The following is a 12714-nucleotide window of genomic DNA, read 5'->3' as shown; positions in this document are numbered from 1 at the left end:
GTGTCGTTTTTACTCATCCGACTCAGAATCTGCGGATTCCTTTTTCGCCGTCTCGGACTTCGCGAGCCTTGCCGCGTAGAAACCATCCCCGCCGTCATCGCCGGGCTGCAGGCGGAATTCTTCCTCCAGGGTCCACTCATCGCCATGCTTTTGCAAAAAGGCGCGCACCTGGTCTTCGTTCTCGCTGCGGAAGATGCTGCACGTGGCGTACACCAGCTTGCCGCCCGGGCGTGTCATGCGGGAGTAGCGCTCGAGGATGTCTGCCTGGAGCAGGGTCAGGCGGGTGAGTTCCTCCTCATGCAGCTTCCATTTCGCATCCGGATTCCGGCGGATGACGCCGAGACCGCTGCACGGCACATCCAGCAGCACACGGTCGGCGGTGGCACGGAGGCGTTTGATGGTCTGGGAGCCCTCGATGACTCGGGTCTCGATGGTGTCCGCTCCGGCGCGTGCGGCGCGCTTGCGCAGTTCCTTGAGTTTCCATTCGACGGTGTCCAGGGCGACGATGCGGCCCTTGTTCTTCATGAGCGCGGCGAGGTGCAGGCTCTTTCCGCCGGCGCCAGCGCAACCATCCACTACACGCATGCCGGGTGCGACCTGAAGGAAGGGTGCGATGCGTTGCGAACCGGCGTCCTGCACTTCGAAGAGACCATCTTTGAAGGCCTGTGTCTGGAAGACATTCTGCCGCTTGGTGAGCACCAGCGCGTCTGGCAACTCCTCGCCCAAGGGGCGGGATTCGTAGCCCTCCTCAGCGAGGGTGTGGCAGACCTTGCCCGCCGCGGCTTTCAGGGTGTTGGCTCGGAGGAAGACGGGTGCGGGCTCATTCAGCATGGCCAGCGCATGCGGCCAGTCCTCGCCGAGTTCGGCAGCGCCCCGATCATGCAGCCAGTCGGGGAAGGAGGCGCGGAGGGCGGGGGGCACGGTGCGGGCGCGGCGGCGCTGGAGTTTGTCTGTGTTGATCTCCCGGCATTCCTCCCACGCGGGGAGGCTGCCGTGCTTCTCAAACCAATAGACCGACCAGACCTGCCAGAGGCGGGAGGCATCCAGCGCATCCTTTTGCAGGTACTCCTCTGGGGGCAGGCCGGCGAGGTGCCAGTACCAGCGCCACCAGCGGATGGTGTCATACACGCTCTCGGCAAAGAGGCGGCGGTCCCGTGAGCCCCACTTCGGATGTGCACGGAAGCGGCGCTCGATCACCTTGTCCGCGTGATACCCGTCCAGGAAGACATCGGCGAGCGCTTCGATGACCTGGTCGATGATGAGGTGGGGAAGTTTCTGCGGAGGAGGCTGGGGCACCTCCTGCGCTACCACCATTCCGCCTTGAGCGCCAGCGCGGAGTCGTGGGAGGGGAGGGGAAACGAGGGGACCGCTAACGGGCGCTAATGTTCGCTAAAGGATGAGGGTCAGGGTAGTTAAGAGTAAGAGGATGGCGCGTGGAGGAATCCATTATTCGCCCCCTGAACCAGGCTTCCGGAGATGCCTTCTTCATTAGCGAACGTTAGCGGTCCCCTCCATCATTCCCTCCCTACAGATGCCGCCGGTAGGCCAGCTCGCGGGCGCGTCTTTTGGCATACTCCATGGCGGAGAATTTAGGCTCCCCCTCGTCAGGTGTCAGATACACATCTTCGCCAAACAGGGACCATTGGGTGAACAGGTGTTCCGGGGCCATGCCGGGGCTCCACAGTTCCAGGAGTCCGGAGTCTACCAGTGCCATGGCTGCCTCGAGCGCTTCACCGCGCGTCTCATGAGTGGTCACCGGGCGACGGGCTCCGTCTTCATCGTGACGCGAGAACTCTTCGATGCATACCTGTATCGGCATGGGCCTGAGGATGTGCCGAGGGGTTGCAGATTACCAACACTTATTTTTCGAATGCATCATTTCTCGTCGGCGTCGTGATGAAGGCTCATTTCTTGATTGGGCATCATGTAAACGGGGCGGTGATTGATTTTGTGCGAAGCTCACGCGAAGCTGCACGCACATGAAGCCACTTTTCTGGGTCGCTCTGGCCCTGCTTTCTTGGGCGCTGCCTGTGTCGGGCGCGTCCGGTCCTGGGTCAGCGACCGTGTCCATCGAGGTCCTTGTGGATGAGGCCATCCAGCGTCCCGGGGACGGCGCGCAGATCTGCGATGCTCCGCCACCGGTGCCCTACTCACGCCCGCCCATCCCCGCCTACGGAATCTCTGTCTGGCAGAGCACCTTCCTCTCGGAGCCCATGAAGAAGCTCCTGCACGAGCGTCGCGATGAAGTGGTACAGGAGCTGGGCCGCCGGCTGGAGAAGCTGGACCTGTTGAATCCGCCCAAGGCTCCGGCGAAGCGCAAGAAGCCGCTGCTGCCTCCTCTCTACCCCCCGGCGAAACCGGATGAGGTCGACTTCGAAACAGAGACGGATCAGAACCCGCGCACGCTCGGTGGCGTGATGCTGAGCATGGTGCTGGACCTGGATGCCGTGGAACTGCTGCCGCATCTGCTGCGACTGGAGGAGCAACTCCAGCAGCTCAATGTGGCGGCCTCACGTGATGACAAGGCTCCCATCCCGGTGATTGATGCCGGCGGCGGCACGACCTGGGAAGGCTCGGGCGAAGACTTCAAGGACGTGGAGGACTGGAGCAAGATGCCGCCCAAGCTGAAACGCAAACAGCAGCTCTTCGACTCGATGGTGTTCGACCGCGAGATGCTCGGAGTGATGGTGGAGTTGCTGCATCGGAAAGGCTATGCCTCACTCTCCGGGTCTACACTGGGGCGTGTGCGCACGCTGATTCTGCAGCATCGCAAGCTGGATGAAGATTTGCAGAAGGTGCGCAGTGTGGCGGATATCCCGGAGGACCAGAAGCAAAGCATGGCCTTCGATAAGGATGCGGGTGTGCCCTACTGGCGCTGGCGAATTGTGCGGGTGCCTTACACGGAGGACCTGCGAAACGAAACACGCAGTCTGGTGCAGGCATATCTCGATAAGAAGGAAGTTCCCGCGCTCACCGGTGCGCAGGTGCTGGATGAAGCCATCGCCCAGCCGGGAAGCTACAACCAGATGTGCATATCACCGGGTCCTATCGACTTTGATGTGCCGCTGCCTGCGTACAACCTCCTCGCTCCACGTCACTTCTTTCTGGACGCAGACAGCATCATAAAGCTGCAGTCGTATCGAGCGGAGGTGATTCCTGTGCTGCTGGAGCGCTTGAAGAATATCGATATGGCGAAGCTTGCTAAGCAAGGGACCAAGTCAGCGGAGCGCAGGTTTGACATACAGAAGAGCGGGCTGAATCCCGAAGCGCTTTCCGGGCCCTTGCTACAGGCGGTGCAGGTGTTGCAAGGGGTAGAGTGCCTGCCGGAGCTGCTGCGCCTCGAAGAACAGCTGCATGCGTTGCTCCTCGCGGCGGAGAAGGATGCCACCGCGCCACTGCCACTTTTGGAATTGGATAGTCCTGTCTCGTGGAGAGAACTCGGCTCGAAAGAAGGGACCGATGCGCGGAAGGGGCAAATCTATGCCTGCCGCATCTATCAACGCGAATTGCTGGGGTTGATTGGCCGCCTGCTGCGCAAGGAAGCGTTCCCCGCGCTGGATAGCACCACGGTGGAGAAGGCTTATGTGGAAGGGCTGAAGAAGGCGGCGCAGGACAAGGAGTTGAAGGACTTCAAGTCCGCCGATGATATCCCGTGGGAATCCCGCCACTGGATCACGTGGAATAAAGCCCTGAACATTCCTGTGTATGTCCATGGCACCATCGTGAGAGTGCCCTATACGGAGGAGGTGCGTGGTGAACTGCGCAAGGTGGCAGCTGACTATCTCACCACCGTGCCACCGGAGAAGCGTCTTGGTGCCAAGGTCATGCCCGTGGCTCCTGAGCCGGATGGTCTGTAGTTCAGTAAACATGACACGAACGGTCGGCATGCGCTTTGATGGGGTCCGCACACTCCGTGTGCGGTCGGTTGCGTTGCTGAGTGTTGCCGTATTCCTCTTCGGCATGCAGGGAGCTGCCTCCTTGCTCGCCGAGACCAAAGCACCCGCACGCATCACGGGGAAGAACGGCCACGTCTTCATCATCGTGCCGGAAGGCTCCTACGAAATCGGAGCCAAAGGCCACGAGCGCAATCCGCTGCGCACCGTCACGCTGAAGAGCTATGCCATTGCGGAGGCGGAGACGACCAATGCACAGTTCGCCGCCTTCGTGGAAGCCACCGGCTATGTGACGGATGCGGAGAAGCGCGGCAGCGGCAAGGTGGCTGTGGAAGGCATGCCCGACTGGGCGTGGGACCAGATTCCCGGCGCGCACTGGCGCAAGCCCTTTGGCGACAGAGGCAAATCATGGGACGAACTCAAGGACCATCCCGTCACGCAAATCAGCGGCACCGATGCCGCTGCCTACTGCGCGTGGCTGGGTGGCCGCCTGCCGACATTACCGGAGTGGGAAGTCGCCGCGCGCGCCGGGAAGACGACGCGCTATCCCTGGGGCAATAAGTACGACATGAAGCTGGCCAACACCTGGAATGGCGAGAGTCACCTGAAGGACACGAAGGAAGATGGTCACCTCTACACCGCCCCTGTGAAATCCTTCCCGCCCAATGCGTGGGGTCTGTATGATGTGATAGGAAATGTGTTTGAATATTGCACCGGTCTCCCCGCCGGTGCGCGGCCTGGCGAAGAGAAACGCCTGGTCGCCGGACGTGGTGGCTCCTGGTGGTGCTCCTCCAACACGTGCAGCTTTTTCAACCTGGTGGATATCGGCCAGATGGACCGCCACGGTTCACTGGCGAATCAAGGATTCCGGGTGGTGGTGGATGTGACGAAGTGATAGATGAGGATAAGCCTTTCAGTCATGGGATGGGCATCACCGAAGAGTTTGTCATGAAGGTCATTGCCGTGTGGGCGTTGTGGCAGCATTGGAAAGTGAGTTCCTTTGGAGACGTCTCGTGATCTATTGATGGTTGCGCAATAAACTGACAAATCTCTCCAACTTATTGTCTTGGTCCGTTCCCGAAGTTGCAGCCTGAAGGGCTGCAAGAGTCCAGCCCAGGGTTAGGGAGCTTTAGCGACCGACACCCTGGGTGGTGTATGAGAATGTATCCCACCCTGAAGGGGTGGAGGAGTACGTGGCAGCGAGTGCAAGGCTGCACCTCCCAACCGTAGCGGCGATAGTAATACCTGAATGGTCAACTCTCCTCCGCCCCTTCAGGGCGGCCACCAATTCCAATGCGACCCAGGGTGTCGGTCGCCAAGGCTCCCTAACCCTGGGCTGGGCTCCTGTGCCCTTCAGGGCACGAGTTCCAACACGTCAGCCTATTGTGCAAGACTCAATAAGCGACCCTGACGGAGGGAACACGACTCTAGAGCGGTGCCCATTCATGGAAGCTCCTGGCCGAGTCGCGTCGGACGCATCACGAGACGTGCCGATAGCACTCTTTAGTTCTTAACCTTCCCATACTGCCGCTCCACCTTGGCCACGCGGAGGAAGTAATCTGCGTACCACGTCGTCTGGCCACCACGTTGCGCGGCCTGATGTTCTGCGTTCGCCTTCCAGTGGCGGATGGCATCCTCGCTTTCCCAATAACTCACGGTGATGCCCACACCATCCGCTCCGCGCACGCTCTCTACGCCCAGGAAGCCGGGCTGCTCACGGGCGAGCTCAACCATGCGGTCGGCCATGTGTCCGTAACCACGGTCGTCGTCCGTGCGGGCACTGGTGAAGATGACGGCGTAGTAGGGAGGCTCGGGAGTCGTGGCGATCGCGCTCATGTTGTTCGTTTCAAGAGACTACGCGGGCTGGGGAGATTCGGGCAGGCGTTTGATGAAATGATAGCCCAGGATTTCATATCCCATGCGCAGGTAGAAGCGGTGTGCATCCACATAGCTCGTGTAGGAGTCCAGCATCACGACCTTGCAGCGGAGTTCCTGCGCCTTCTCATGGAGCCAGTCCATCATGCGCCAGCCGATGCCATGGGAGCGCAGTTCCGGCAGCACGAAGACATTGTCCACATCCATGTATTCACCCGAGTAGAAGCGGGTGCTGATCCAGTAGCCTGCCACACCCACCATGCGATCTTCGAGGAAGGCGGCGATGCAGTGGTAGTCGCGGGGAATCATGGACTGCAATCGCCGCTGCAGCTCCGCGGGATCCAGCTTGGAATTGTGCTGTGCAATCAGCGGCAGGATCTGTGGAAACTCATCCACGGTCAGCTCGCGGATGACGAGGCTGGAGAGATCAGCGGAAGCAGACATGGGTGTGCATTTTCATGGTAGCATCTTTTTGGGCGGCATGGTAAAAAACCGCCAGCATGAATTCGCGGGATCGACTGGCCTATGTGGCCGCCTTCGTCATGGCGTTCCTCGGTGGCGTACTGTCCGTACAGCCAGAGATGGGTGGTCCATTCACCATGCTCGTGTGTGTCTTGGCCGGGCCGGCGCTGGTGGCCGGCGTGTCCCGGCGGAGGCCCCTGCTGGTGGCTCTCCTGCACAACGTTCTTCTGAGCATAGCCACGCTGGTGGCAGGGGCGACCCTGCGCGGAACGTGCCGGCCGCTGGATGAACTCTTTATCGTATTCCTGCTGTTCCTTGCAGTCACCGCCATCCCCGCCTTCATCATCGGCGGGGTGGTGAGTGCGCTCCGCCCGAGGCTTCCGGTGGCGGACCAGGCCTGATGCCATGAGAGAAAGGGGTTGGCAGCAGCCGTCATGGCATGACTGCTGCGTTGTTAGGCTAATTGATGACACGCAGGGATTGGATTGCCGCTGCCGTGGGACTCGTGCTGGGTCTCACTCCCATGACATCCTCTGCCATCACCGGCAGTGAGATTGCCCGCATGGTGCTGGGATGTTCCGTGGCGGCTCCGCTGATCGTGAGCCTTATCGCCAAACGGCACGTCATGCTGCTGGCCTTCGTGCCGGGCGTGGTCATGGCCGTGTCGGTGAATGTCAGGCACGCGATGATGGCGGAGCAGACGCCGAGTGCGGGAGCATTTCTCTGGGGGCTTGTGACATTCGCCGCCTTCCTCGCGGCACCAGCGTTTGTAGTCGCGGGTATCGTAAAACTCGCGCGCTACCTGAGAGGCAGCCTGGAGGAAGATTTTTGAGCTCCGAGCAGTCGCGACTCTTCGTTGGATTCTCCACCCCGCATACCGCCGATGCTACCCAAGCACCCTCAGACATTAGTGCCAATTAGTGTCCATTAGTGGTTTCCAATCGCCACTGCCCCCCTGATCAAAAACCACCCCACGCCTCATCCAATTAGCGAATGTCAGCGCCCATCAGCGGTCCCAAAAAGTAGCCACCCCTCACAGCATCTTCTGCATCCAGATCACATCCAGCCAGCGGTCCTGCTTGTAGCCCACTTCCTTGAGGTGGGATACTTTCACAAAGCCGAACTTCGCATGCAGCGCCACGCTTGCGGCCTGGTCGGCATCGATGCCGCCGAGCACGGTGTGATGGCCCAGTTCCTTCGCGAGACGCAGAAGCTCTCCCAGAAGGATGCCACCCAGTCCGCGACCCTGCCACTCATGATGCAGGTACACAGAATCCTCCACGCTGTGTCCATACGCCGCGCGTGGGTGAAACCGGCTCAGTGAGCCCCAGCCGACCACCTGCCCATCTTCCTCGGCCACGATGACGGGATGCTTCTCTCCATGCTGCCGGAACCACTCCAGTCGTTCCTCTGCCGTGCTCGGCTCTGTTTGATAGGTGCACGTGGAGTGCAGCACGTAGTGATTATAAATGGCATTGATGGCAGGCAGATCAGCCTCAGTGGCAGGACGGATGGTGGGCATGATGAATGCGGGCGAAGAATGAGCTGGGCTGGACGGCTCTACTGTGGAGAGCTCTCGCGAGATTCAAGCTTCGAGCCGCTGTCCTGAGGCGCTTTTGAGGCAGTGGGCAGAAACTCGACCATGTAGAAGCCATCTCGCAGATTGCCGGGGGTCCGAATGCGCAGCCGGTCATTGCGATAGGGAGTTGAGGGCAGGGGAGCATTCGCCACCTGATCGGAGGATGGGTCCTTCGGCACGAGCACCGTGGGAATGTGAGGGTCGCGATTTTCTGCCAGTGCATCCCCAGGGCCCGGATAGGGCACCGTTGCCGTGGCGCGTGCGTGTGGAATAGACCATAGCTGACCCGGGGAATACCGCGGGAACAGATTGCCGGAGACCGTGAGGAAAAACACAAGGCCGATGCCAAGCGCAACAGTCTGCACCGTCCGGGCCTGTTCCAGAAGGGCGGCCAGCAGGAAGGTCCCCATCCATCCGAAAAACATCCAGAACAGTCCATCGGCAAAGCGCAGGTCCGGTGCGGTGAAGAACCAGGCGGCGAGATTGCACAGGGATACCACCCCGAGAGCCAGAACCCAGCGAACACCGCCAGTCCTCGTGATGAACCTGCTTCCGGTCCACCCTTTCCAAATCAAAATTGCCAGGGCGGCGAGGGCGGCCGCCAAGAGCTGATATTCCTGCGAGCGAAGAAAGCCTTTCTTCCACGGCTCAATCCATTCCCCAACGCTGGCTTCACCCAGATCCAGTCGTCCAATGGAGCGCGCCCAGCTCTTGATCTGAAGATAAAGGTCCTGGGTGTCAGCTACAGGCACCGCCCACTGGACGGGAAGTCGCAGGACGGGTGCGGGGAAGAAGAGCCACCCGGAAAGGAAGGCATTGTTGATAAGATATGCGGCCAGCAGGAGGCTTGGCAGCACGCCCCATCCGAGAACGATGCGAACTCCCGATGCCATGGGGATGCGTTGCCGACGTAACTGGAGGATACCGAGGCCAATCGCCAGCAGGCCCGCCAACGCGGCATGAAATGCCAGTGATTGTTTGAAGGTGAAGTTCAGCACCAGCACGGAAAGAAGAGGGACGAGGAGATGGCCTGTCCCGGAGTCAGATGGGGTGGGGGCGGAAGGTCCTTCTCGCTCGTTCGGTTGGCGCTGCCCCTCTCCGAGCCAGAGCCAGCCTAGGTGAAGGAGCCACAGTCCCGTCACCAGTGCGCCGATGAGCGCCACCTTGTCAAAGTAGAGCGAAGCCTCGGTATGAGCGAGCAACCGAATAGCATAGGGCAGCGTGAGGAGGCAGTAGGCGCTTCTCCATGCCCAGCCACGAGACCGGTCCAGAAGGATCACCGCCAGCCAGTGGATGCACAAAAGAAATGCCGGGAAACCCGCTACAATCCATGCGGTGCGCCCCTCGCCTGGTCCCGTATTCCACAGGGAGGCATATAGCAGGAAAGTGGAGTTCACCCCCAGCCGCAGATGCAGATTGGCCACGCCCGGGACGGTGGGGTATTCATTGTTCCACCGCACAATGCCGAGATGATACAGCTCCGTATCATAGGAAAGGGCGCGCTGGTCCGGTCCGAGCACCAGGTAGCCTGTGAATAGAGCGAGCAGGATTGCCAGCAAGGACCAGCCTGCCAGACGTCGCATTCCCTGCGGCGCGGCATCCAGGAGATGCAGCGTGGTCACGAGTTCCCGTCTACCCAGCCACAGTCCCCCCAGGCCGGTCATGATCACCAGGGCCTGCATCCAGCCCTGGATGGGCAACAGCAAGTGCAGGATTTGGAGAAGAGCCACCAGCCCGGCCCAACCGAGCCACACCAGCATGAAGGGCCCCATTCCCCGGCTCGTGCCCCGGATGAAAAGCCGCTGCACGAGGCATCCCCAGCCAAGCAGCACGGCCACTTGCAGCAGAAGATACAAGGCGATGCGGATCATGAATGCAGCGGCGCTGGCTAGCCTTTCCTGCGGGCCACCAGCAGCAGGTTTTTCCCGACGGCTGGAGGAAGGGCGTTTTCGACGCGCCTCATGACGGGAACGGCATAGCGGTCATACAACTTCACGCCTCCGGGACTCATCTTCTTGGACCGCAGCAAGACAAAGCTCACCCACCACGGCAGCATGCCGAGGACGTCAAAGTAACGCAGGTCCACGACTTCCCAATCGGCTGCAGGAAGAAGAGCGGAGAGCGATTCCTTGGTGTAGCGCCGGTAGTGGCCGAAGAGTTCATCAGCACTGCCGTAAAGCCAGGGCTGTGCAGGAACAAAGATGAGCAGGTGCCCTCCGGCGCGCAGGCAGGATGAGGCAAGCTCCACCTCCTCCCGGTCCTTTTCCACGTGCTCCATCACATTGACATACATCACGGTGTCAAAGGCCCGCTGCCACTTCGCATGGTGGTCGGAAAGGCAGCCGCGCACGGGCGTGAATCCCGGCTCTGCGCCGAGACGTTTTTCCAAAATCTGGTAAACATTGCTGGAGGGTTCCACTCCCACCACGCGGTCAGGCTTGAATTTCAGCAGCCGCTTGGACAGGTTTCCCGTACCGGCGCCCACCTCCAGGATGTCTTTCCCGATGTAGGGACCAAAGCCTTCAAAGATCCAGTCGAAGTAGTTCTCGGCCTGATCCATCGCCTCCAAGTCCTGGGCGAAATATGCTTCTGATGGATCACTCATGAAGCGGAGTCTGGAGTAATGGCGGAGGGCTTTTGAATGGCGGTATTGTCGGCATCTGCAGCGGTGGCGAGAAGCCTCTTCCCGCCGTGAGGAAGCAGACCGTATTTTACGATGCACCACACGGCGCGCACGCCGTCCTTCCAACCTATCTTTTTGCCCTCCAGATAGGTTCGACCGTAGTAGGAAATCGGCACCTCATACATGGGCACGCCGAGCCGTGCCACTTTCGCCGTGATCTCCGGCTCAAAGCCGAAGCGGTTCTCTTCAATATGAATCTGGTCGAGCACGTGCTTGCGAAAGGCCTTCATCCCGGTCTCCATGTCCGTGAGATTCAGGTTTGTGAAGCAGTTGGAGAGCGTCGTGAGGCACTTGTTTCCCACGCTGTGCCAGAAGTAGAGCACGCGATGAGCGCGGCCACCGGCGAAACGGGATCCGTACACCACGTGCGCATGTCCCTTGGCAATGGGATCGAGCACGAGATGATATTCACCAGGATCATATTCCAGGTCTGCATCTTGCACGATAACCACACCGCCTGTGGCCGCGCTGAAACCGGTGCGTAGCGCGGCTCCCTTGCCCTGATTGGTTGCGTGCCTTTCCAGTCGCACACGTGCATCACCTTGGGTCAGGCTTCTGACCGTCTCGGCGGTGTTGTCCTTCGAGGCGTCATCCACCACGATGACTTCCTTCACAAAGCCCAACTCCAGCACCCTGGTCACCACGCGGCAAATCGTCTTCTCCTCGTTATAGGCGGGGATTACGACAGATAGTGCCAGTTGCTCAATGCTCATCAGGGCAGATCGACGGACCAATGACGGCTTTTCCTAAGCGCCGTCGTTGGACGTAGGCAAGTGGAAATCACCTGCCAAATGCCTTGCCGGCGGCCTGTGGGGTAGCCGCCCACCAGTAAGGCATGATAAAATCTCTGGAGTTGCGGATGTCCGACCTGCCGCTGCCTCCGTCATCCCGCATGTCGTTACCCACGGCATAGACGATCTCCTTCGCAGCGTTCCATAGCATGGGTTTGCCCGAGTAGGCGTCTTCCGGCACTTCGGGCAGATATGCTGGTATGAGTTCTTCCAAGTTCGGTGGCAGGTTACCCTTGTCCAACGCATGCAGCCGCAGGGCGAGCACCAGCCGGATTTGCCGGTTTCGCGTGAGATAGCCGAGGGAGTCCTCAAGTTTATACACACTGCCGTAGGCGGCATTCCATGCGGCGGCCCTGCCTCCGAAGTTCGGGTGGGCAAAGACAAGTACTCCTCGACTCCTTTCCTTTCGCCGGATGCTTTCCTGGGTGCTTGCAGCGGCTATGGCTGCATGCCAGTCCTTGGACAGGCCTTCCATGACAGGAAGCTCATGAGAAAGCAATTCCGCCAGGGTTTGATTGGGTTTGAAGAAGAAGGTGCCGATGAGTTTCTCGCCCGTTCCAGGGGTTCTGCCATCGCCCAAGGCGGAAAGGAAGTCTTTGCGGAGGACGCGACTTTTGAAGTCCTGGTAGTCTGTCTTCACGCTCAGGAGCACGGCCTCCAGTTGCGGCGCCTCCAGGGCGGCCAGTTCCGTGATGCATTGGCGCAGGAGTTGCGGTGAGGGCTCCGCTGCGGTCAGGGCGTGCTCGAGCGCACACTGTCCCGTTTTCGCCATATTGATGCCGGCCAGCAACTGCGCGGTGCCACCTTTCGCCCCGCACAACCCCTTCCCCAGGCGGCACATATCGAGGCTCAGGGTGACAGCTTCCTGCGTGCGCCCCTGCCACATGAGCATCTCCACTTTCATGTACAGCACGTAGCGAAGGGTATTGAGCTTGATGAGGTATCCGGGGCTGGCAAGGGTGCGAATGGAGGATTGCTCCGGCCATTGCCAGGTGTCGGCGTTCGTTTGTAGAAATTTCGTGAACGTTGCCACAAACGGTTCGTGCTTTTGCAGGAAGTCTTCCACCTGCTGTCTCCTGAGCGTGTCCTTCTTCACAGCGGCAGGGCGTGTGTCCGGTTGCCGGTTCGCTTGCGAGGCAAGCCCGGCATAGCGACATTCATCCCTGACTTCCGGAAGGCCGCCGACAGTAGACTTTTCCAGCTCACGGCAAAACTCAGACAGCGGATTGGCGGACGCTGCTACCTGCATGGACGGTGGCACCACCATCATGGAGTCGTCCGGAGCTGGGCCATCATACCAGACGATGAGCGCAAAGAGAACACCGAGCACCAGCAGCGTGATGCCACCCATCACCAACCACGGACGGCGGCGTTCCTTTTTCTCTAGGTCAGGGGAGGTGGGGGAATCGGATGCGTGCATGGAGGGAAACT

At 60.2% G+C, this 12714-nt stretch carries 13 protein-coding genes; 4 read left to right on the top strand and 9 right to left on the bottom strand.

The genetic code is table 11. The annotated features are described in order from the left end of the window. Positions 1-9: 9 nt before the first annotated feature. Together G5S37_RS23155 and G5S37_RS23150 are read right to left on the bottom strand one after the other, a co-directional pair. Positions 10-1314, bottom strand: coding sequence for an RsmB/NOP family class I SAM-dependent RNA methyltransferase (locus G5S37_RS23155; protein ID WP_165207107.1), 1305 nt, complete (start codon positions 1312-1314; stop codon positions 10-12). A gap of 211 nt (positions 1315-1525) precedes the next feature. Next, positions 1526-1819, bottom strand: coding sequence for a hypothetical protein (locus G5S37_RS23150; protein ID WP_165207105.1), 294 nt, complete (start codon positions 1817-1819; stop codon positions 1526-1528). 160 nt (positions 1820-1979) lie between these two features. On the opposite strand from G5S37_RS23150, the gene G5S37_RS23145 reads away from it, so the two are divergent. Further along, positions 1980-3857, top strand: coding sequence for a hypothetical protein (locus tag G5S37_RS23145; protein ID WP_165207103.1), 1878 nt, complete (start codon positions 1980-1982; stop codon positions 3855-3857). Positions 3858-3867: 10 nt separating this feature from the next. Then, positions 3868-4788: an SUMF1/EgtB/PvdO family nonheme iron enzyme gene (locus tag G5S37_RS23140; protein WP_206026115.1), complete on the top strand. Its 921-nt coding sequence runs from the start codon at positions 3868-3870 to the stop codon at positions 4786-4788. Positions 4789-5396: 608 nt separating this feature from the next. Here G5S37_RS23140 and G5S37_RS23135 read toward each other — a convergent pair. Further along, positions 5397-5729 carry an antibiotic biosynthesis monooxygenase gene (locus G5S37_RS23135; RefSeq protein ID WP_165207101.1) on the bottom strand — a complete coding sequence of 111 codons (333 nt, stop codon included), beginning with the start codon at positions 5727-5729 and terminating at the stop codon, positions 5397-5399. Positions 5730-5747: 18 nt separating this feature from the next. After that, positions 5748-6212, bottom strand: coding sequence for a GNAT family N-acetyltransferase (locus G5S37_RS23130; RefSeq protein WP_165207099.1), 465 nt, complete (start codon positions 6210-6212; stop codon positions 5748-5750). 56 nt (positions 6213-6268) lie between these two features. On the opposite strand from G5S37_RS23130, the gene G5S37_RS23125 reads away from it, so the two are divergent. Both G5S37_RS23125 and G5S37_RS23120 read left to right on the top strand, forming a co-directional pair. Beyond that, positions 6269-6631 (top strand): hypothetical protein, encoded by a 363-nt coding sequence (locus tag G5S37_RS23125; RefSeq protein ID WP_165207097.1) that lies wholly within the window; start codon positions 6269-6271, stop codon positions 6629-6631. A gap of 65 nt (positions 6632-6696) precedes the next feature. Then, entirely contained in the window at positions 6697-7062 is a 366-nt protein-coding gene (locus G5S37_RS23120; RefSeq protein ID WP_165207095.1) for a hypothetical protein, read from the top strand. Positions 7063-7263: 201 nt separating this feature from the next. Here the strand turns inward: G5S37_RS23120 and G5S37_RS23115 are convergent, their stop codons facing one another. From G5S37_RS23115 to G5S37_RS23095, 5 genes are all read right to left on the bottom strand, one after another. Beyond that, positions 7264-7752, bottom strand: a complete 489-nt coding sequence (locus G5S37_RS23115) for a GNAT family N-acetyltransferase (protein WP_165207093.1) — start codon at positions 7750-7752, stop codon at positions 7264-7266. A gap of 38 nt (positions 7753-7790) precedes the next feature. Continuing rightward, complete coding sequence (locus tag G5S37_RS23110; protein ID WP_165207091.1) at positions 7791-9680, bottom strand: hypothetical protein; 1890 nt, start codon at positions 9678-9680, stop codon at positions 7791-7793. A gap of 17 nt (positions 9681-9697) precedes the next feature. Then, positions 9698-10414, bottom strand: coding sequence for a class I SAM-dependent methyltransferase (locus G5S37_RS23105; RefSeq protein ID WP_165207089.1), 717 nt, complete (start codon positions 10412-10414; stop codon positions 9698-9700). Beyond that, positions 10411-11190 (bottom strand): glycosyltransferase family 2 protein, encoded by a 780-nt coding sequence (locus G5S37_RS23100; RefSeq protein WP_165211842.1) that lies wholly within the window; start codon positions 11188-11190, stop codon positions 10411-10413. Before G5S37_RS23100 ends, G5S37_RS23105 begins: the two co-directional genes overlap by 4 nt. 82 nt (positions 11191-11272) lie before the next feature. Then, positions 11273-12703 (bottom strand): hypothetical protein, encoded by a 1431-nt coding sequence (locus G5S37_RS23095; protein WP_165207087.1) that lies wholly within the window; start codon positions 12701-12703, stop codon positions 11273-11275. Positions 12704-12714: the final 11 nt, after the last annotated feature.

Source organism: Roseimicrobium sp. ORNL1, assembly GCF_011044495.1.
Lineage (GTDB): Bacteria > Verrucomicrobiota > Verrucomicrobiia > Verrucomicrobiales > Verrucomicrobiaceae > Roseimicrobium.
Note: the sequence above shows the minus strand (reverse complement) of the source record. Positions and strands in the feature narration are given on the sequence as shown.

Coding starts and splice junctions, on each gene's coding strand:
- G5S37_RS23155 (WP_165207107.1), bottom strand. CDS start 1,314: ATGGTGGTAGCGCAGGAGGTGCCCCAGCCTCCTCCGCAGAAACTTCCC.
- G5S37_RS23105 (WP_165207089.1), bottom strand. CDS start 10,414: ATGAGTGATCCATCAGAAGCATATTTCGCCCAGGACTTGGAGGCGATG.
- G5S37_RS23120 (WP_165207095.1), top strand. CDS start 6,697: ATGACACGCAGGGATTGGATTGCCGCTGCCGTGGGACTCGTGCTGGGT.
- G5S37_RS23145 (WP_165207103.1), top strand. CDS start 1,980: ATGAAGCCACTTTTCTGGGTCGCTCTGGCCCTGCTTTCTTGGGCGCTG.
- G5S37_RS23140 (WP_206026115.1), top strand. CDS start 3,868: ATGACACGAACGGTCGGCATGCGCTTTGATGGGGTCCGCACACTCCGT.
- G5S37_RS23095 (WP_165207087.1), bottom strand. CDS start 12,703: ATGCACGCATCCGATTCCCCCACCTCCCCTGACCTAGAGAAAAAGGAA.
- G5S37_RS23115 (WP_165207093.1), bottom strand. CDS start 7,752: ATGCCCACCATCCGTCCTGCCACTGAGGCTGATCTGCCTGCCATCAAT.
- G5S37_RS23135 (WP_165207101.1), bottom strand. CDS start 5,729: ATGAGCGCGATCGCCACGACTCCCGAGCCTCCCTACTACGCCGTCATC.
- G5S37_RS23110 (WP_165207091.1), bottom strand. CDS start 9,680: ATGATCCGCATCGCCTTGTATCTTCTGCTGCAAGTGGCCGTGCTGCTT.
- G5S37_RS23150 (WP_165207105.1), bottom strand. CDS start 1,819: ATGCCGATACAGGTATGCATCGAAGAGTTCTCGCGTCACGATGAAGAC.
- G5S37_RS23130 (WP_165207099.1), bottom strand. CDS start 6,212: ATGTCTGCTTCCGCTGATCTCTCCAGCCTCGTCATCCGCGAGCTGACC.
- G5S37_RS23125 (WP_165207097.1), top strand. CDS start 6,269: ATGAATTCGCGGGATCGACTGGCCTATGTGGCCGCCTTCGTCATGGCG.